The organism is Enterobacter sp. EC_64 (assembly GCF_019584165.1).
Taxonomy (GTDB): Bacteria; Pseudomonadota; Gammaproteobacteria; order Enterobacterales; family Enterobacteriaceae; genus Enterobacter; species Enterobacter roggenkampii.
The window spans coordinates 1-17,454 of the sequence record NZ_VDAS01000009.1 but is presented as its reverse complement, the minus strand read 5'-3'; the positions used below and the strand labels follow the sequence as shown (position 1 = coordinate 17,454).

Annotated in this window: 17 protein-coding genes; 7 read left to right on the top strand and 10 right to left on the bottom strand. The window is 57.5% G+C overall.

The genetic code is table 11. The features are described from left to right. Positions 1-17 precede the first annotated feature (17 nt). The 4 genes from FHC52_RS09070 to FHC52_RS09055 form a co-directional block, all read right to left on the bottom strand. On the bottom strand, positions 18-3,095 hold the full coding sequence (locus FHC52_RS09070; RefSeq protein ID WP_128301934.1) for an efflux RND transporter permease subunit: 3,078 nt from the start codon (positions 3,093-3,095) through the stop codon (positions 18-20). Then, the gene (locus FHC52_RS09065) at positions 3,092-4,240 is read right to left on the bottom strand and encodes an efflux RND transporter periplasmic adaptor subunit (protein WP_220420041.1); all 1,149 of its coding nucleotides are present in this window, start codon (positions 4,238-4,240) and stop codon (positions 3,092-3,094) included. The genes FHC52_RS09070 and FHC52_RS09065 overlap by 4 nt, the downstream gene beginning before the upstream one ends. A 78-nt stretch (positions 4,241-4,318) precedes the next feature. Beyond that, the gene (locus FHC52_RS09060; RefSeq protein WP_220420040.1) at positions 4,319-5,515 is read right to left on the bottom strand and encodes a cell wall metabolism sensor histidine kinase WalK; all 1,197 of its coding nucleotides are present in this window, start codon (positions 5,513-5,515) and stop codon (positions 4,319-4,321) included. Beyond that, the gene (locus tag FHC52_RS09055) at positions 5,512-6,207 is read right to left on the bottom strand and encodes a response regulator (RefSeq protein WP_220420039.1); all 696 of its coding nucleotides are present in this window, start codon (positions 6,205-6,207) and stop codon (positions 5,512-5,514) included. The genes FHC52_RS09060 and FHC52_RS09055 overlap by 4 nt, the downstream gene beginning before the upstream one ends. A 124-nt stretch (positions 6,208-6,331) precedes the next feature. Here FHC52_RS09055 and FHC52_RS09050 point away from each other — a divergent pair, with 124 nt between their 5' ends. Then, positions 6,332-7,117: a MipA/OmpV family protein gene (locus FHC52_RS09050; protein ID WP_220420038.1), complete on the top strand. Its 786-nt coding sequence runs from the start codon at positions 6,332-6,334 to the stop codon at positions 7,115-7,117. A 37-nt stretch (positions 7,118-7,154) separates the two neighbouring features. On the opposite strand, the gene yajD is transcribed toward FHC52_RS09050, so the two are convergent. Continuing rightward, positions 7,155-7,502 (bottom strand): HNH nuclease YajD, encoded by a 348-nt coding sequence (yajD, locus tag FHC52_RS09045; RefSeq protein WP_003857471.1) that lies wholly within the window; start codon positions 7,500-7,502, stop codon positions 7,155-7,157. A 178-nt stretch (positions 7,503-7,680) separates the two neighbouring features. On the opposite strand from yajD, the gene FHC52_RS09040 reads away from it, so the two are divergent. Beyond that, positions 7,681-8,706 (top strand): LLM class flavin-dependent oxidoreductase, encoded by a 1,026-nt coding sequence (locus FHC52_RS09040; protein WP_025911482.1) that lies wholly within the window; start codon positions 7,681-7,683, stop codon positions 8,704-8,706. Between the two features lie 25 nt (positions 8,707-8,731). Next, positions 8,732-9,679 (top strand): zinc-dependent alcohol dehydrogenase family protein, encoded by a 948-nt coding sequence (locus tag FHC52_RS09035; protein WP_126288106.1) that lies wholly within the window; start codon positions 8,732-8,734, stop codon positions 9,677-9,679. 3 nt (positions 9,680-9,682) lie between these two features. Here FHC52_RS09035 and FHC52_RS09030 read toward each other — a convergent pair whose 3' ends face one another. Then, positions 9,683-10,717, bottom strand: coding sequence for an AI-2E family transporter (locus FHC52_RS09030; RefSeq protein WP_032674659.1), 1,035 nt, complete (start codon positions 10,715-10,717; stop codon positions 9,683-9,685). A gap of 421 nt (positions 10,718-11,138) precedes the next feature. Here FHC52_RS09030 and mdtJ point away from each other — a divergent pair, with 421 nt between their 5' ends. From mdtJ to FHC52_RS09015, 3 genes are all read left to right on the top strand, one after another. Then, a complete protein-coding gene (gene mdtJ / locus FHC52_RS09025) occupies positions 11,139-11,501 on the top strand; it encodes a multidrug/spermidine efflux SMR transporter subunit MdtJ (protein ID WP_008502463.1) in 363 nt (120 codons plus the stop codon). Beyond that, positions 11,488-11,817, top strand: a complete 330-nt coding sequence (gene mdtI, locus FHC52_RS09020; RefSeq protein WP_008502462.1) for a multidrug/spermidine efflux SMR transporter subunit MdtI — start codon at positions 11,488-11,490, stop codon at positions 11,815-11,817. The genes mdtJ and mdtI overlap by 14 nt, the downstream gene beginning before the upstream one ends. Positions 11,818-11,901: 84 nt before the next feature. Further along, the gene (locus tag FHC52_RS09015; RefSeq protein WP_126288108.1) at positions 11,902-12,924 is read left to right on the top strand and encodes an EAL domain-containing protein; all 1,023 of its coding nucleotides are present in this window, start codon (positions 11,902-11,904) and stop codon (positions 12,922-12,924) included. 1 nt (position 12,925) lies between these two features. On the opposite strand, the gene FHC52_RS09010 is transcribed toward FHC52_RS09015, so the two are convergent. The 4 genes from FHC52_RS09010 to FHC52_RS08995 form a co-directional block, all read right to left on the bottom strand. Then, positions 12,926-13,747, bottom strand: coding sequence for a serine protease (locus FHC52_RS09010; protein WP_008502460.1), 822 nt, complete (start codon positions 13,745-13,747; stop codon positions 12,926-12,928). Between the two features lie 279 nt (positions 13,748-14,026). Then, entirely contained in the window at positions 14,027-14,401 is a 375-nt protein-coding gene (asr, locus tag FHC52_RS09005) for an acid resistance repetitive basic protein Asr (RefSeq protein WP_021241183.1), read from the bottom strand. Positions 14,402-14,575: 174 nt separating this feature from the next. Next, a complete protein-coding gene (locus tag FHC52_RS09000) occupies positions 14,576-15,115 on the bottom strand; it encodes a thioredoxin fold domain-containing protein (RefSeq protein WP_008502459.1) in 540 nt (179 codons plus the stop codon). A gap of 156 nt (positions 15,116-15,271) precedes the next feature. Next, positions 15,272-16,759, bottom strand: a complete 1,488-nt coding sequence (locus tag FHC52_RS08995) for a carboxypeptidase M32 (RefSeq protein WP_032674660.1) — start codon at positions 16,757-16,759, stop codon at positions 15,272-15,274. 42 nt (positions 16,760-16,801) lie between these two features. Between FHC52_RS08995 and FHC52_RS08990 the strand changes: the two genes are divergently transcribed. Then, positions 16,802-17,452 (top strand): hypothetical protein, encoded by a 651-nt coding sequence (locus FHC52_RS08990; RefSeq protein WP_220420037.1) that lies wholly within the window; start codon positions 16,802-16,804, stop codon positions 17,450-17,452. Positions 17,453-17,454 lie beyond the last annotated feature (2 nt).

Here is a 17,454-nt window from a genome sequence, read left to right as displayed (position 1 = left end):
CGGAGAAAGATGGGGACTCAGCCCGGCCCGTCGGCTGCGGCTTTGCGCTGAGCCCTCCACTGTAACAGCAGGCTAAACGACGCGGGTAACACGGTCAGCGTCACCAGCGTCGCAGCCAGCAGCCCGCCGATAATGGCATAGGCCATTGGACCCCAGAAAACCTGGTGAGAGATGGGGATCATCCCAAGAATGGCGGCACAGGCGGTCAGGCAGATGGGTCTGGCCCGGTGCTCCGCCGCTGCCATAATCGCGGCATCGTTTGCCATCCCCTGAGCAAGATTGCTGTCAACCTCGCTAATCAATATCACCGCGTTACGCACGATCATCCCCGCCAGGGCGATGACGCCCAGCAGCGCGACAAACCCCATCGGCGTGCCGCCAGGCAGCATAGCCAGCACGATCCCCGGTAAACCAAACGGGGCCATCAGGAGCGCCAGCAGCATCCGGGAATATCGCCGCAGCTGAAGCATCAGCAGCATCAGCATGATGACCAGCGTCACCGGAAGAACGGTAAAGACGGAGCTGTTCCCCTTATCCGATTCGGCAACCGCGCCGCCTTCTTCAATGCTGTAACCTGCGGGCAGGCTCGCGCGCAGTTTATCGACCGCCGGACGCAGCGCGGCGGATACCGCTTCAGCCCTCAGCCCCGGGGCGAGGTCGGTTTGCACCGTGATAAAGGGCACGCGCTGGCGGCGCCAGATGACCGGATCGTCCACGCCCCAGACCGGCGTTGCGACGGCGCTGAGCGGAATTTTTTTACCGTCATTCCCCTGAATCGTGAGTGAGGAGAAAGTGGCGGTGCTCTGGCGCGCGCTGTCCTCGGCCCTGAGCACCACGTCGACAAGGCGGTCATTATCTCTGATGGACGTGACAACGCTGCCGGACCAGACGGTATTGAGCGTACGGGCAAGGCTTTCTGACGATATTCCCGCCGCTCTGGCCGCCGTCTGATTCACCTTAAGGGTGATGACCCTCTCCGGCTCTCCGGCTGTCTGGTTAACGTCGCGTGAGAACGGGGAGCGGCCAATCGCGTCCGTGAGACGGTTCGCAAGCGCCCGGACCTGCAGATAATCCGGCCCGCTCACCCGGTATTTGATGGGCCAGCCGACGGGAGGCCCCAGCTCAAGGGGCGACACGCGGGTGACGATGTCGCTAAATTGCGTCGCCAGGATCGTGTTGAGCTGTGCGTGCAGACGATCCCGCGCCGCAAGATCCTTCGCGACCACAACCATCTGGGCGATATTTTCATTTTCCAGCAGCACGTCCATCGGCAGGTAAAAACGGATGGCACCTGAGCCAACGTACGTCGAAAAGCGATCGATATTGCTGTTGTCGGCCAGCGCTTTTTCCAGCTTTTCCACCTCTCTGAGCGTTTCCGGCTGCGACGCGTTGGCCGGAAGCGTCAGGCTGACCAGCAACTCGGGCCGGTCGGAGGCGGGGAAAAACTCGCCCTGCATAAACGTCGTGCCGTACGCTGACAGCCCCAGCGCGGCAAGCGCAATCAGTACGGTAGCGAGCCGGTGGCGGAGCGCCAGGCGTAAAAGCCGTCCATACCCGCGCGCGATCCCTCCCGGTCCTGCCGCGTGATGTCTGACTTTTTCCGGCAGCAGCCACGTGCCCGTTAGCGGCGAAAACAGGATCGCGACGGCCCAGGAGCAGAGCAGGGCGATGAGCACCACCGCAAACAGGGAGAAGCAGTATTCACCGGCGCTGGAGGCCGCAAAACCAACGGGTATAAAACCGGCAATCATGACCAGAGTACCGGTGAGCATCGGGAAGGCCGTCGTTTTGAATGCATAGGTGGCCGCGTGTCGGCGGGAATCCCCCGCTTCCAGTCGGGAGACCATCGTTTCGACGGCGATCATGGCGTCATCCACCAGCAGGCCCAGGGCAATGATCAGCGCCCCGAGCGAGATACGCTGAAGGCCAATACCGGCGAGCATCATGCCGACAAACGTCATGGCAAGCACCAGCGGAATGGCCGTCGCCACCACCAGTCCGGCCCGCAAACCCAGCGAGACAAATGAAACCGCCAGCACGATAACAACGGCTTCGATAAGTACCCGGATAAACCCGCTTACCGCTTCACTCACCACCGCTGACTGATCGGCGACTTTCACCATCTCGATACCTTGCGGCAGCCCGGCGCTGAGGGCCGCCATTTTTGCGTTCAGCGCAGCACCGAAACGCAGCATGTTGCCTGTCGGCGCCATCGACACCGCCAGCCCGATAGCCGGTTTGCCGTTCACCCGGTAGGCCGGGGCCGGTGGCTCGGCGATTTCCCGGGTGACGGTGGCAATGTCGGTCAGCGGAATATAGCGATTGTTAACGTGCAGCGTGACGGCGCACAAACTCTCTTCGGTAGTGAGCGCCCCGCTGACCTTTATCGCCATGTTCTCCTGCCCGGTACGCATCGTTCCTGCCGGGACAACGGCGTTTTGCGCCCGGAGGGCGTCGGCAACGTCCTGAATATCCAGCCCCATACCGGCCAGGCGCGCCGGAGAAAAGGCGAGAACCCACTGCTCCTGCTGTTCGCCCAGCAGGGTGGTTTTGCCCATATCCGGCAGGGACATGAGCTCGCGCCGTATTGTCTCTGCGCGATCCCGCACCTCCCGCAACGTGAAGCCTTCGGGAATAAAGGCGTAAATTGTGCCGAACGTGTCGTCAAACTCGTCATCCACGGCAGGACCCTGCACCCCTTCGGGCAGGGACGGCGCGATGTCCTGCATTTTTTTGCGAACCTGATACCAGATATCGGGCACGCGTTGCGGGGGCGTATCGTCACGGAGGTTAACGTGGATAACGGTGCGTCCGGCACGGGTTTCACTTTCGAGATAGTCCAGCCAGGGCGTTTCCTGCAGCTTTTTTTCAAGCGTATCGGTCAGCAGGCGGGTGGTATCCGTCACGGAGGCTCCCGGCCACTGTGCGGAGACGACGGCCGTTTTAATGGTGAATGCCGGATCTTCGTTACGCGGCAGCTTTTCATAGCAGAACACGCCCATCGCAATCACCAGCAGCATGAAAAAGCTGACCATCTGCTGGTTCTTCAGCGCCCAGGCGGAGAGGTTAAATTGGGCTTCCGATCCTGTGTTCATGGCTGAACCTCTCCGGCCATCACCGGCTCGCCGGGTCGTAATGTGCTCACGCCCGCCGTAATCACCCTGTCGCCGGGCTCAAGGCCGGAGGCAATCATGACGGAGGTGGCTGTATAGCCGACGGGCACCACCACGCGCAGCTGTGCCCGCGACTGCGGGGTAATCACAAAAACCGCCGGTTTGTCGCTGGCTCGGGTCAGCGCCGACGCGGGAAGCGCGTACCCGTGCGGGGCGGCGGAGGGCAACGTCACGGTGACGCTGGCGCCGAGCGCCATGGCCTCCGGCGGGTTTTGCAGGGTGGCTCTGACGCGCCACGTGCGGGTCTGAGGATCGGCCTGCGGGGTGATATCCCGCAGCAGGGCAGACGCCTGCACCGACGGGGCGCCGAGCAGGGAAACCTGCAAAACCGCCTTATCCAGAGGCGAGATCGCATCGGGCGCGGCAATATCAAACGCCACGTCGCGGGCTTCCCCGGTCGCCAGCGTCAGCACGGACTGGCCGTCGCTGACAACCTGTCCCGCAGAGGCGCTCACGGCCGTGATGACGCCCGCTTGCGGCGCGATCAGGCGCGTCCAGCCGAGACTTTCGCGGGCATTTCGCCATGCGGCCTCGCTGCTTTTTAAGCGCGCGCGGGCGACAAGCCAGTCAGCCCGGGCGCTGTCGAGCTGCGTGCGGGCTATCGCGCCCGTTGGCATAAGCTTTTGCATGCGACTGACGTTAAGCGCGGCGACCTGGGCAGAGGCTTTGGCGCCTTCATAGTCGGCCGCGGCGCTGTCGAGCTGGTTTTGCCCGGTCGTATTATCAAGCGTGGCCAGCAGCTGTCCGGCAGTGACCCGGTCGCCAATATCAACGCTACGCGTCAGTATCCGGCCTCCGGTGCGAAAGCTCAGGGTCGTTTCATCGTGGGCATGGATCTCACCGGTTCTTTCCAGCGCGGGAAGGGATTGGGCGGAGCCAACGACGACGTAGCGTACCTTACGCACTGGGTCAGGTTTGTTTTCGTGTTTATCACCGCAGCCGGCCAGCGGAAAAATCGCCAGCGCGAGCAGGGCCAGGGGAAGAAAATGCAGCCAGGAAAGGGTGCGCGCCACGCCGTACAAATGATGCAGGCAGTGGCGGAGGGAGAGAAAAAATTCGTCTGACATAACGCCGCTCCATAAAGGGAATGGCGTTATTAAATACGCGCTACGTCGAGAAAGATTCGATGTTCTGTCAAGGCTTTATCAAGAGGGGAGATTTTCATTATCGGACGGCTGCCAGGGCAACAAAATGCGCACCGCAAGGCCGCCGGTTTCCGGTAATGACGCGCTAATCTCACCCCCATGCGCCTCGCAAATCGCCCGGGCGATGGACAAACCGAGGCCGCTGCCGCCGGAATGCCGCGCGCGGGACTGCTCCTCGCGGCTAAAGCGTTTAAACATTTCCGGTAAGAACTGGGGCGACACGCCCGGCCCGTCATCGGTGAATTCGAGGATGTAATGCCCGCTGGCGTAATGCAGCGCCACCTCAAGGTGGCCGCCTTCGCGTCCGTAACGTAGCGCATTTTCCATGAGGATGGTAACGACCTGCCCCATACGGAACGCATCGCCCCAGAAGGGGCTGGTGTGCGGGTTACGCAGCGTTATCCTGAAATGATGCGCATCCGCCTGGGGCATGATCCAGGCAGCCCGCTCCTGAATCAGCTCATCCAGACAGAACGGCTGGTCCTCCAGCACAAGGTTACCCGCGTCTGCCAAAGAGAGAAGGTGGAGCTCGTCGGTGAGGCGGTTGAGGTGCTGGAGCTGTTTCATCACCATGCCCAGCTGCGCCGGGCTGGCATCAAACACGCCATCTAGCATACCCTGCAGACGCCCGATGGCGGCCGTCAGGGGCGAGCGCAGCTCGTGCGCCATCGCGACGTGCGAGGCGCGGAGCTCTTTCTCATAGCGGGCCAGTTGCCCCGTCATAGAGTTAAAGTCGGTCGCAAAGCTGACCATTTCTGCCGGTGCATCTTTGATCAGCTCAGCCTGACGGCCAAACTGACCTTCGGCGACATCCTTTGCCGCATCGCGAAGTCGGCTGAACTGCAGTGCCAGCGGGCGGGCGTGTTTGAGCCCCATCACCACAATAAACGGGATCATCACCAGCACCAGCAGGGCCACCGTGACCCAGTCCGCTGAGGCGATGGACGGCGTGGAATAGCTCAGGCCCCACCAGGTGTCCACAATCGAGTGGAAGCGGGCCGGGTTGGCCTGCGGGTTCTGGCTGAGCGTCAGAAACTCCTGCCGGACCGCTGGCGGCATCCTGCCCATGATCCAGTAGTTCTGGACCGCATAGCGCAGCCACATGCAGGTGGCAATGACGATCACGCTGCCGATGGCCAGCGCTAAGATGCGCGCGCAAATCCAGCGCCACAGAGAGGCGTGCCGATTTTTTATCATGGCTGTCTGAACCTGTAACCCACGCCGCGCACGTTGATCAGCACGCCGGAAATACCCACCGCTTCGAGTTTTTTACGCAGGTTATAAATATGGGTGTCCACCACGCGCTCCAGCGCCTCGCTTTCCGGCAAACAGTGTTCCAGTAAATACTGGCGGGAGAACGGGTGCGCAGGCGAGCGCAGCAGCGTTGCCAGAAGCGAGAATTCCGTTGGCGTAAGATCGAGCATCACAGGCACGTCGTCGCCGTTGTCCACGCACGCCACAATGGCGGCGACATCCACCGCCAGCGTTTGCCAGCGAAGGATCTTTTCCTCTGTCTCTTTTTTACTGCTGCGCCGCAGCACCGCCTGCACCCGCGCCACCACTTCGCCCGGATGATAAGGCTTCACCACGTAATCATCGGCACCGTAGCGCAGGGCGCCAATACGATCGGGAGTATCCCCCATGGCCGTGACCATGATTACCGGCACATCGCTTTTACGACGCAGGCCCGCCAGCACCTCGGTGCCGTTAAGTCCCGGCAGCATCACGTCCAGCAGGATGAGGTCGGGCTTCCACCGCTGCGCCATATCCAGCCCGGAAAGACCGTCTCCGGTAATGGTCACGTCGTAATTTTCACGCCGTAAATAGGCTTCGAGCACGCCAGCCGCGTCGGCGTCATCTTCAATAATCAGCACTCTTCTGGATAACATCCGTTCACCTTGACCATTTCTTAACACTATCCCGACGATTCATTGATTCAGCCAAATCATACTGCGCCAACATTGTGTGGCTATTCCTGTCTCAGGAGACGCCAGCGTCTGTAAGGAGAGCAGTATGATAGCGATAAAAAAAGTCCTGTATATGTCCGTCCCGCTTCTGATGGTCGTGGCATCCGCCGCGCAGGCGGATGATGACACCGCGTCTGATTCCTTAACCGTCGGGCTGGGAGGGCAATATGCCCCGCGTTACTCAGGCTCAGACAAGCAGGTGTGGCAGGTGGTTCCTGTGCTGCAGGGACGCAAAGGTGCTTTCTTTGTTGATGCACAAAAAGGGGTGGGATATGACCTGCAAAACGACAGCGGCTGGTATTTCGAACACACGCTGGGCGACGACCCCGGAAGGGCTGATAAAAATTCTGGCTGGCGCGAGGGGGCAAACAACCTGAAAGGGATGGGGGATATTGATGCCACCCTGAATACCAGCCTTGCCGTGGGCTGGCAGGCTGCGCCATGGCTGAGCATGGAAGGCAAAGCGACACTGCCGTTAACCGACAGTCAGGGGGCAAGCTATCAGGCCTCCGTTACGCTGATCCCGGTACAAAATAACCAGGACACGATAGCCTTTCAGTCTGCGGCCCTGTTTGGCGACAGCCGTTACCTGAATACCTGGTATGGGGTCAGTGAGCAGCAGAGCCGCCGCACCGGCTATCGCCGCTATGCTGCGCCGGGTGGATTTTACGGCGTCGACACCAGCCTGACCTGGAGCCATCAGTTCGATGCTCACTGGGGAACTGTCCTCAGCGCGGACTATACCTGGCTTGGCGACCATGCCAATGATAGCCCGATTGTGATGCGGCGCAATGAGGGGTCTGCAACCGCCGCTATCACCTGGACATTCTAAATTCGCGGATCATGATGTGAGCGAGGGGGCGAGAGGATTACTTCTTCTTATCCATCATCGCCTTTAAATCGGCAAACGGGTTAAACGTGGCGACGCCCACGTCTTTTTGCGCGTCTTCCCCGGCCACCACGGTGGTGCCGTACTGATCCGCTTCGGTGTATTTCGAATGCTCATGATCGTGGCAAAACAGGCACAACAGCTCCCAGTTGCTGCCATCTTCCGGGTTGTTGGTATGGTCGTGATCGATATGGTGAACCGTGAGTTCACGCAGATTGGAATAGACAAACTCGCGCGAGCAGCGTCCACACACCCAGGGATAAATTTTTAATGCTTTTTCGCGATAGCCGCTTTCCAGCCGCGCGTAGTTTTTGGGGATCAAAGCCATTGCCGGTTTTACCTGCCATGAAAAGAGTGGGGAAGAGTATATCCCATAACGTTGCGTCGTGACGAACCCGTCAGTTATGTCAATTTATTTGAACCATTCCGTTAAATAAACGGCATTTATTCTTACCGGGTAATGCGTAAAGTGGACAGAACGCAACGTATTATCAGGACACAGGGTTATGAAAAAGATCGGATTTTTATCCTTTGGTCACTGGACGCCTTCACCGCAGTCCGGCACGCGCTCGGCGGCCGATACGCTGCTGCAGTCCATCGATTTAGCCGTGGCGGCTGAAGAGCTGGGGGCAGACGGCGCGTATTTCCGCGTGCACCACTTCGCCCGACAGCTTAGCTCGCCGTTCCCTCTGCTGGCCGCTATAGGGGCAAAAACAAAAACCATCGAAATTGGTACCGGCGTAATCGACATGCGCTATGAAAATCCGATGTACATGGCCGAAGATGCGGGCGCGGCGGATCTGATTTCCGGCGGTCGCCTGCAGCTGGGCATCAGCCGGGGCTCACCGGAGCAGGTTATTGATGGCTGGCGGCATTTCGGCTATGTCCCGCAGGAAGGGGAAAACGAGTCGGATATGGCGCGTCGTCATACCGAGGTGCTGCTTGATGTGCTGCGCGGGGAAGGGTTTGCCAAACCGAACCCACAGCCAATGTTCCCGAATCCTCCGGGGCTGCTGCGCCTGGAGCCGTATTCTGAAGGGCTGCGCGAGCGTATCTGGTGGGGCGCCGGTTCAAATGCGACGGCCGTATGGGCCGCAAAGCTGGGAATGAACCTGCAAAGCTCAACCCTGAAGGACGATGAAACCGGTGAGCCGTTCCATATTCAGCAGGCAAAACAGATCCGCGCGTACCGTCAGGCCTGGAAAGAGGCAGGGCACACGCGCGAGCCGCGGGTGTCGGTCAGCCGCAGTATTTTTGCGCTGATGGACGACCGCGACCGGATGTATTTCGGTGCCAGCCGCAACGACAGCGATAGCGTGGGTTATCTTGATGAGAAAACGCGCGCCATCTTCGGGCGCAGCTATGCCGCGGAGCCGGACAAGCTGGTTGAACAGCTGAAAAAGGACGAGGCGATTGCCGAGGCGGATACGCTCTTACTGACCGTACCGAACCAGCTGGGGGTGGATTATAATGCGCACGTGATTGAGTCTATTCTCAAACATGTCGCACCGGCAATGGGCTGGCGCGAGTAGTTCCGCTATCAGCCTTGAGATCGTAATGGAAAACCTGGCCCTCTGGTATCGCCGGTTTGGCGAGCCAGACTCTGTTCTGCAACCTGAAAACGCGCCGCTGGGCGCGCTTGCGCCCGGACAGCTCCGCGTGCGGATGCTGTTTTCTCCGGTCAACGCGTCCGATCTTATCCCCATCACCGGCGCCTATCGCCACAGAACACCCTTACCGGCGGTCGCGGGGTATGAAGGTGTCGGGGTTGTCACCGGGGCGCCCGCCTCGTTTAAGCATCTGGTGGGTAAGCGCGTCCTGCCGCTGCGCGGTCAGGGCACCTGGCAGCGCTATGTGGACTGCCCGGCAGAGTATGCGATACCCGTTCCGGACGCTGTCGACTCGCGCCTGGCCGCGCGGGCCTACATCAACCCGCTGGCGGCGCAGATGATGCTGACCCGCTACCCGCCGCGCGGAAAGCGGGTCTTGCTCACGGCTGCAGGATCCGATTGCGCCATCCTGCTGGGGCAGTGGGCGCGTCAGGCGGGGGCGGAAGCGGTGTTCGGCATTCACCGTTCCGCCGTGCATGCTGAACGGCTGGAGGCGATGGGGATCACGCCTGTCGCGCAGCATGACGCGCACAGAATCGGCGCCGTCGCCGCACGCAGCGATATCGTCTACGATGCCACCGGCGGGCCGCTTGCGGAAGCGATCCTCAGCGTCATGCCCGAGCCGGGCATGTTTGTTTGCTACGGGCTGCTGTCCGGGCAAGCCTTCACACAGCGGCGGCCTGCGCCGCGCGTGGCGTGGTTCCATATCCGAAACGGTCTGGATGCGCTCAGCGTTGAGGCGTGGCGCGCAGAGTTCGAGCGCATCTGGCTGAGGTTGCCCGGCAGTGAGTACAGCGACGTTACGGTGTACCCGCTGGCGGAGTGGCGAAGGGCGCTAAGCGCTTATCGTGAAGGTGGAAGGACCCGCAAGCCCCTCCTGTCGATGGCGGAATGACGGCTATTTATGACTCATATCGCTCAGCAGCACGGCGATACTTTGCCCGCCCGCCGTCTGCTCCAGACCAATCTTGACGATGATGGTGAGTGGAACGGAGAGCAGCATCCCGACGGGCCCGAGCAGCCAGCCCCAGAATATCAGGGACAAAAAGACCACCAGCGTGGACAGCCCCAGGCCCCGGCCCATCATGCGCGGTTCCAGTATGTTACCGAACACCAGATTGATGACCAGGTATCCGGCCAGCAGGATCAGCGCGTCATAAAGCCCGCTGAAAACCAGCACCTGAAGGATAGGGGGGATCGCCGCCAGCACGGAGCCGATGTTGGGAATGTAGTTAAGCGCAAACGCCAGTAACCCCCAGACGAACGCAAAGCGGACGTCCAGCGCCAGAAGCATCACCCAGACGATAACGCCCGTCACCAGGCTAATGGCCGTTTTCAGCACCAGATAGCGGGAGACGCTGTCCAGCGCGCGTTGGATCGCCCCCATTCCTTCAACCGGACGGACCATGATCTGCTGCAGCTTTGCCGGCAGCTGGGGCACCTCCAGCAGCATAAATACCACCGTTAAGAACAGCAGGAAAATAGAGGTCATGGCGTTGGAAAGCTGCGTCAGCAGGCTGGTGACGATCGTCATCGCCGCATTGGGGTCGATATATTTCAGGAGTTCCTCAACCGAGATTTCGATCCCCGCGCGCTGCAGCCAGGGCTCCAGCTGCAGCAGGGGGATCGCCAGCGAAGAGCGATATTTCGGCAGCGTTCGCGCCAGTTCATTGAGCGAGGTGCCCAGATAAGCGACCAGCAGCACCATCGCCACAATAATGATGCTGATAAGCAGCGTGATGGCCAGCACGCGCGGGACGCGCAGCCGCGTCATGCGCTGCACCAGCGGGTTGAGGATCACCGCAATAAACAGGGCCAGAATAAAGGGCACAATAATGTCGGCGGCAAAGCGCACGCCTGTCAATATGATCACCAGCATGCCCAGCATGATGACAATCTTTAACCCGTTCAGGGTAATGATGGGTTTAGCCATGGTGACTCCGCAATTTTCGTTATTTTTATAATAAAGGCGAAAGGCGTTGCAATAAACTAACCAAAATCAAACGGGGTGGGTAAAGAATTGCAAAGACTTTGAGTAAAATCCTGGCTTATGGTACAAATTCGGTGTGTTTAACTACCGAGGACAATTTTCATCCGCAAAGACGAGAAGCAACAACGCGGATAATTGTAATTTTATGGACAATATGTTCAGGACGTACTCTTCAAACAATACTGCTGTATACTCCACCTCTTTCTGCCTGCTTTCTGGTGAGCAACACTGGCGCACCGCACTCTAGTCATTTCTTCTGCCTGAGCTGGCGCTAAGCGCTTAGCTGACTGATTTCAATTCGTATTTTTGGGTTTGCTGCACGCAGCGGGCCACGATGGATTATATTCTCAAGCAGGAGAAAAACATGTTTTACTGGATTTTATTAGCACTGGCTATTATTGCTGAAATTACCGGCACGCTGTCGATGAAGTGGGCAAGCGTCAGCGATGGCAATACTGGTTTTATTTTGATGCTGGTGATGATTTCGCTTTCTTATATTTTCCTCTCATTTGCGGTGAAAAAAATTGCGCTGGGCGTCGCGTATGCCCTGTGGGAAGGGATCGGTATTTTGTTGATTACGCTGTTCAGCGTTCTGATATTTGACGAAACATTAACAACAATGAAGGTCGCCGGATTAACGACGCTGGTCGCGGGTATTGTGCTGATTAAATCAGGTACCCGTAAGCCGTCTAAAGTGCAGAAGGAGCAGAACCATGCAACAGTTTGAGTGGGTTCATGCGGCCTGGCTGGGGTTCGCCATCGTGCTGGAAATTCTGGCGAACGTTCTGCTGAAATTCTCCGATGGTTTTCGCCGTAAGCTCTACGGCCTGATGTCGATTGCCGCGGTTCTGGGCGCGTTCAGCGCGCTGTCCCAGGCGGTAAAAGGGATTGACCTGTCGGTGGCCTATGCGCTGTGGGGCGGTTTTGGTATCGCCGCCACGCTGGCCGCAGGCTGGGTGCTCTTCGGTCAGCGTTTAAATAACAAGGGCTGGATGGGACTCATCTTGCTGCTTGCCGGTATGATTATGATAAAACTCGCCTGACGCTCATAAAGCCATCCTTTACAGGCAGCGAAATTCGCTGCCTGTATTACGCTTAGAAAAGCAAAACCCTGAAGAGGATGGCGGATGTATCGCACATTAAGCTGGCGCAATATTCCCACCGCGAGAACGTTGTTTGCCATGGTCTTTATGGCGGGCATCGGCTTAATCATCTCCGTCGTCGCACTCCTCTATCTTTCCCTGCATCTTATCAGCACCAAAACCAATGAAATTGATGAACACCGCGCGGCGCTTTCCGTACAGGGGGCCATTCAGACATCGGTCAACCGCGTCTCCTCGCTGGTGCTGGATAACGCCGTCTGGGACGATGCGGTGCGGGAGGCCTACCGTCCCACGCTCGATACCGACTGGTTGTATAACACCTGGGGCGCCGGCTTTAAAATCAACAACCTCTATGATGGCACCTTCGTGCTTGATGAGCATTTCAACGTCATCTGGGGATCGTTTCAAAGTCAGCCATTTCAGGAGACGAATCTCGATTTTTTCGGTAAGGGGCTGAAGGCGCTTATTGCTCAGCACGCGCGCGCCCTGTCAGGGGATAAAAATATCTATGCCGGGATCAGCAAAACGCGAAGCGGCGTCGCCTTTGTGGGCATTGGGCTGATTCGCCCGATGGTCGGAAGATTACAGGTTACCGACGGAACGCGCCGCTATCTGGTAATCACCCGTCATCTGAACGCCAGAATTTTATCCGACCTGGGGTCGACCTTTCAGATCGATAACCTGCACTTTACGCCGGATAAAATTAACGAGCTGAGTATGCCGCTGCGCAGCTCGGCAGGGGAGCTGCTGGGCTATCTTAACTGGCAGGCACGGCTTCCGGGAGCGCAGGCCGCCCGGGCGGCATCCTCTGATATCACCCAGATTGTCGTGCTGGCATCGGCCCTGATCCTGCTCTTTATTCTGGTGAGCGGCACGGTGCGGATCGCCAACGCGCTGGGGATGGCGGTGGTCGCCGAAGGGGTCGAAACCGAAAGACAAATGAAACTGCTGCGGCTGGCTGGCTGCGATCAACTGCAGGGTTTCTGGTTCAGCCAGCCGATGCCGATTGAGTCAATCAGGGCATTACATCAGGTCAGACGATGCTGATTTACTGCTGCGCCAGCGCTTCCAGCTTGTCGCGAAAACCGGTCACGGACAAGGCCCGGTTATCGGCCCGCCAGCGATCTTTCGCCGCCGGTGCAGAGCTCTGCACGCCAATCAACTGCCAGCCGTTATCTGTTTTCAGCATCAGCGGTGAACCACTGTCGCCCGGCAACGTATCACACTGGTGCGAGAGTACGCTGGTTTGCGCCCAGCCCGTCACAATACAGTCGGTGTGGGTGTAAAGGGTATCCAGATGGTCGACAGGATAGCCGGACTGCGTCACCTTCCGGTCGGCGGCTTTCAGCGCGGCGGTGAGTGCGTCTTTATCGCCGTCAAATAACGGCAGCGGCGTAATGCCGGAAGGGGGGTAGCGTAAAACGATCAGGCCAAAGTCCCATGAGGCGGCCGCCGGTGGCACGATCCAGCCGTCACCATCCGGTTTCAGGCGTTTGCCGAGAGACGGATCGACCCGGCCTTCAATGCCGTGGATTTCATAGCGCCAGGTCCCTTTTTGCGACACAAACCGCAAGGCCACCGCTTTATCCGGCTTGCCGTTTGGCGGCGTTAACAGACAGTGACCTGCCGTCAGGGCAAGCTGAGGGGTGATCAACGTCGCAGTACATAAGTTACCGCTGGCGGTTTCCAGTTGACCTATAGCATCCCAGGGCGCCTGGGTGGGATCGGCGACGCGCGTACGGTCGTCATGATTGAAAAAAAGCGTCTTTAGCTCTTTCGCGCTAATGGTGTCATCACCGCCATCATCCGCATGTGAGAATCCAGAAAAAAGACCAAACGTTCCCAGTAACAACACAACAGATTTACGCATATCTCACTCTGGTGGGGGTAATTATGATTATTAAAAGTGAACCCTATGAAAATACTATAGACGGGACAGCGCTAAAGTGGGAGTAAAATCAGCGTGCTACATTCAGGAAAGATAAAAATGGCTGGCGATGAGCGCGCATAAAATAAGCAGGATCAGAATCAGCTCAAACCGATAGCGCCGCAGCATACGCCCTCCGGATAAAAAAAACGGCGCGGAACCTGTTCCGGTTCAGCGCCGGTTTACCAACGTGCCCCGAAGGGCACGGTTTAGCTTGTACTCTTACGCAGCTGGCTGTGCAGCTGGTTTAGCAGCTTCGTGTTTTACTGCTTTTTTGTGATGCTTTTTAGCAGCCTGGGCTTTCTGCTCTACAGCCGGTTTGGTCGCTTTTTTGTGGTGCTTTTTAGCAGCCTGGGCTTTCTGCTCTGCAGCTGGTTTGGTCGCTTTTTTGTGGTGCTTTTTAGCGGCCTGGGCTTTTTGCTCTGCAGCCGGTTTAGCGGCTTTATGATGTTTCTTGTGATGGACAGTTTTTGCTGGCGCCGCGGTGGTCGTTGCAGCAGGTGCCGCAGCAGCCGGTGCAGCAGTCGTTTCAGCAGCGAACGCAGCAGAAGACAGACCCATAGCAGCGGCAACAACCAGAGCTAATACTTTTTTCATGTTCATACCCTCGAATTTGGTTTTTCATTTAACCCCACTGCGGGGCTGTTGAAATAACTATATCCCTGTAAATTCGGGGTTTCCGTGAGTGATTGGTATCGGCGTGTAACGGAATGTACAGAGGGGAGAAAAGTGTACGAACAGACCAAACGCCGCTGCTCGTACAGGTCTCTGTTATCTTTTCAGTGTGGCCAGAATAGCCGCCGGAGACTGACTGCCTATAATCGACCGTGATTCAGGCTCAATAACCACCATTACCGGGGTGACGCTAATGCCCAAACGTTCTGCCAGTGCAGATTGCCGCGCGATCAGATCGGAGCACGCTGTCGTGGTGTCGTTATTCGGTAAAAATCCCGCCATCGCTTGTTGCAGGCTTTTGACCTTATCGGCTGAACACCAGACGCGCCCCATATCTTCAATTACCGAGTCGCGAATGGCGCTGGGCGCAACGGTCAGAAACGACATCGTCAAACCGGCATCCGTATATTGCTTAACGTTTTTCACTACATTGCTGCAGTAAATGCACTGATTATCAATAAACACCAGCAGCTTATATTTTTCAGCGGGAGCCTGAAACGTGATGGGCTGGAGGTCTGCAAGAGAGCGGGTAATATCGTTGAACGCGTCTTGCGGGGTATTATCCGTGGCTGCGAAAGTACTTAAACTGGTCGCACACAGAATCGCTAACACCGTTTTCATTATGCCTTTCATCATTGATCCCTTTATTTTTTTAATCCTGGCCTGATAGCAGTCTAATTGTGTCGGAAGGACACGCATTCATACACCCGGCGCAATCATGGCAATATGTGCTAAATCATATTCTTATTGAAAAGGGTGAGAAGAGTGCCGGAGCAGGCTCCGGCAGAGGGATTAAAGATAACGGGAGGTCAGATGCTCGCGGAAGTAACGGATATTCAGATCTTCACCCGTCGCCTGGGTGATTAACTGCGACGTGCTGAAGCGACTGCCGTGCTGCCAGATGTTCTGACGCAGCCACTCAAAGAGTGCGGAAAAATCGCCCTCAGCGATGGAGGCCTGCAGACCCGGAAGCGCCGTTTTGGCCGCATGGAACAGCTGCGCGGCATACATGGCCCCCAGCGTATAGGATGGGAAGTAGCCAAAACCGCCGTCGGTCCAGTGGATATCCTGCATGCAGCCGTTGCGGTAGTTATCTTTGGTGGATAACCCGAGCCAGGCCTGCATTTTCTCGTCCCACAGGGCAGGGATATCGTCCACTTCGATCTCGCCGTTGATCAGCGCGCGCTCAATCTCATAGCGCAGCACCACGTGCGCCGGGTAGCTCACTTCGTCCGCATCGACGCGGATATAGCCCGGCTTCACGCGCTGGTTCCAGGCAATAAAATTCTCTTCGCTGAACGCCGCCTGGCTGCCAAAGCGGGCGTGCACCGCAGGGAGAAGATGCTTGAGGAAGGCTTCACTGCGTCCCAGCTGCATCTCAAAGAACAGGCTCTGGGATTCGTGGATCGCGGTTGAGCGGGCGAGGGCAATCGGCTGTCCTGCCCATGCGCGCGGCAGGTTTTGTTCGTAGCGCGCGTGTCCGGTTTCGTGGATCACGCCAAACAGCGCGCTGAGCAGTTCATCCTCGTCGTAGCGCGTGGTGATGCGCACGTCTTCCGGTACGCCGCCGCAGAACGGGTGCGCACTCACGTCGAGGCGACCGCCGTTAAAATCGAAGCCGAGCATTTTCATGGCTTCCAGGCCCAGTTCGCGCTGTGTTGCGGTCGGGAACGGGCCCTGAGGAGGAACAAACGAACGTTGCGCCTGCTTTTCCACGACGTTTGCCAGCAGGTCCGGCAGCCAGGATTTCATATCGCCGAACAGAACGTCCAGACGGGCGCTGGTCATGTCGGGCTCAAAAATATCCAGCAGCGCGTCGTACGGCGTACAGCCTTTGGCTTCCGCCCGCAGGCGCGCCTCTTCACGGCTGAGTTTGACCACCTCTTTCAGGTTGGCGGAAAAACCCTGCCAGTCGTTAGCGGGGCGCTGCGTGCGCCAGGCGTGCTCGCACCTGCTGCCCGCCAGGGATTTGGCTTCCACCAGCGATTCCGGCAGCAGGGTTGCCTGCTGGTAGTGGCGCGTCATTTCGCGCAGGTTGGCCTGTTCGACGTCATTCAGATCTTCACCTGCCGCCGCCGCTAACAGGTCGCCGACTTTTTTATCGGTCAGGATCTGGTGCTGCAGGACGCTCATCTCCGCCAGCGCCTCTCCGCGCGCGGCGCTGCCGCCGGGCGGCATCATGGTGAACATGTCCCAGCTAGCGATGGAGGTAAGGTGCGAGAAGCGGGAGAGACGCTGGAATGTCGAAGCAAGCTTCTGATACGCAAGTGATTTTTCCATTTCTTAATTCTCGTTCTAGTTGGGAGTGTTAAGGAGCATTAAGTGAGTAGTATCAAAATTCCTAGACAAATCCAATACGTTTCCTATACCGAAAAGAATGGTTATGCGTGGGAGAAGAGGATAGCTGGAAAGCTGTTGTGGGTGAGCTTGAAGACCAAAGATGTGAACGTTGCTCAGAGGAGGTCTGTAGCCTTGAGTGTACGTTACATCCAGTTGAAGCCGTTCAACCTCACTCTGGAAGCACTGAGAGAAACACTGAGAGCGTACAGGGATGGTTTAGCTGATCAAGCAATGTTAGATGTTTTAGGCGTACAGAATTGTACGGTTAGCCAATCTCAAAATATTGAACTTGATATTAAAGAGGAAACTACAGCTCCTAATCATCTTATCTCTGACGTTCTGGAAGAGTGGTTAGCTGACATGAGAACAGAATGGAAGCCACGTACTGAGAAGCTTAACAGTAAGGGTGTAGAGCTGTTTATGGAATGGGCTGTTAAGCAGCATGTACGCTACGTAGAGGACGTTAATAAGCAAGTGGTATCAGATTATAAGGAATGGCTGTTAACCCGCTATGAGGCTCCTAGGGAAGGTGCGAATAAGCGGGGAAATTCTTCTCGGCTGACTCAGTCATTTCATTTCTTCATGTTTGAGCCGATTTTTTCTCCCGTAAATGCCTTGAATCAGCCTATTTAGAC

What these genes read in the sequence shown, in the direction of transcription:
- FHC52_RS09070 (WP_128301934.1), bottom strand. Translation starts at nt 3,095, where the DNA reads ATGAACACAGGATCGGAAGCCCAATTTAACCTCTCCGCCTGGGCGCTG.
- FHC52_RS09065 (WP_220420041.1), bottom strand. Translation starts at nt 4,240, where the DNA reads ATGTCAGACGAATTTTTTCTCTCCCTCCGCCACTGCCTGCATCATTTG.
- FHC52_RS09060 (WP_220420040.1), bottom strand. Translation starts at nt 5,515, where the DNA reads ATGATAAAAAATCGGCACGCCTCTCTGTGGCGCTGGATTTGCGCGCGC.
- FHC52_RS09055 (WP_220420039.1), bottom strand. Translation starts at nt 6,207, where the DNA reads ATGTTATCCAGAAGAGTGCTGATTATTGAAGATGACGCCGACGCGGCT.
- FHC52_RS09050 (WP_220420038.1), top strand. Translation starts at nt 6,332, where the DNA reads ATGATAGCGATAAAAAAAGTCCTGTATATGTCCGTCCCGCTTCTGATG.
- yajD (WP_003857471.1), bottom strand. Translation starts at nt 7,502, where the DNA reads ATGGCTTTGATCCCCAAAAACTACGCGCGGCTGGAAAGCGGCTATCGC.
- FHC52_RS09040 (WP_025911482.1), top strand. Translation starts at nt 7,681, where the DNA reads ATGAAAAAGATCGGATTTTTATCCTTTGGTCACTGGACGCCTTCACCG.
- FHC52_RS09035 (WP_126288106.1), top strand. Translation starts at nt 8,732, where the DNA reads ATGGAAAACCTGGCCCTCTGGTATCGCCGGTTTGGCGAGCCAGACTCT.
- FHC52_RS09030 (WP_032674659.1), bottom strand. Translation starts at nt 10,717, where the DNA reads ATGGCTAAACCCATCATTACCCTGAACGGGTTAAAGATTGTCATCATG.
- mdtJ (WP_008502463.1), top strand. Translation starts at nt 11,139, where the DNA reads ATGTTTTACTGGATTTTATTAGCACTGGCTATTATTGCTGAAATTACC.
- mdtI (WP_008502462.1), top strand. Translation starts at nt 11,488, where the DNA reads ATGCAACAGTTTGAGTGGGTTCATGCGGCCTGGCTGGGGTTCGCCATC.
- FHC52_RS09015 (WP_126288108.1), top strand. Translation starts at nt 11,902, where the DNA reads ATGTATCGCACATTAAGCTGGCGCAATATTCCCACCGCGAGAACGTTG.
- FHC52_RS09010 (WP_008502460.1), bottom strand. Translation starts at nt 13,747, where the DNA reads ATGCGTAAATCTGTTGTGTTGTTACTGGGAACGTTTGGTCTTTTTTCT.
- asr (WP_021241183.1), bottom strand. Translation starts at nt 14,401, where the DNA reads ATGAAAAAAGTATTAGCTCTGGTTGTTGCCGCTGCTATGGGTCTGTCT.
- FHC52_RS09000 (WP_008502459.1), bottom strand. Translation starts at nt 15,115, where the DNA reads ATGATGAAAGGCATAATGAAAACGGTGTTAGCGATTCTGTGTGCGACC.
- FHC52_RS08995 (WP_032674660.1), bottom strand. Translation starts at nt 16,759, where the DNA reads ATGGAAAAATCACTTGCGTATCAGAAGCTTGCTTCGACATTCCAGCGT.